At 69.7% G+C, this 502-nt stretch carries 1 pseudogene; it reads left to right on the top strand.

The features are described from left to right. Positions 1-502 (top strand): annotated as a pseudogene (locus ELR45_RS35790) (SNF2-related protein); the annotation flags it as partial.

Below are 502 nucleotides of genomic sequence, written 5' to 3'. Positions count from 1 at the left end.
CCGAGCTCGATGAACTAGCAGAGACGCGCCGGCCCTTCGCTCGAGTGCGCGACCAGTGGGTACTGCTCGACCCGAGGCTCGCCCGCAAAGCGGCCGACACGGAGCCCAAGGCCCTCGGCGCACTCGACGCTCTCGGCGCGGCGCTGACAGGTACCGCGGAGATCGACGGCGAGCGAGTCGCCGTCACTCCTACCGGATGGCTGGAGACACTGCGCAAGCGGATCGCGGATCCGGAGGCGGCACACGACCACCTCAACGCGCCCGCCACGCTCGCGGCCGACCTGCGTGATTACCAGCTGCGCGGAGTGCGCTGGCTGCACCGGATGACCTCGCTCGGCCTGGGTGCCTGCCTCGCCGACGACATGGGCCTCGGCAAGACCGTCACGGTTATCGCGCTGCACCTGCACCGGCAGGATGATCCGTCGACGGCCGGTCCGACGCTCGTCGTCTGCCCGGCGTCGTTGCTGGGCAACTGGGAACGTGAGATCGAGAAGTTCGCCCC

Origin of the sequence: Phytoactinopolyspora endophytica (assembly GCF_004138495.1) — a bacterium.
Lineage (GTDB): Bacteria > Actinomycetota > Actinomycetes > Jiangellales > Jiangellaceae > Phytoactinopolyspora > Phytoactinopolyspora endophytica.
Note: the sequence above shows the minus strand (reverse complement) of the source record. Positions and strands in the feature narration are given on the sequence as shown.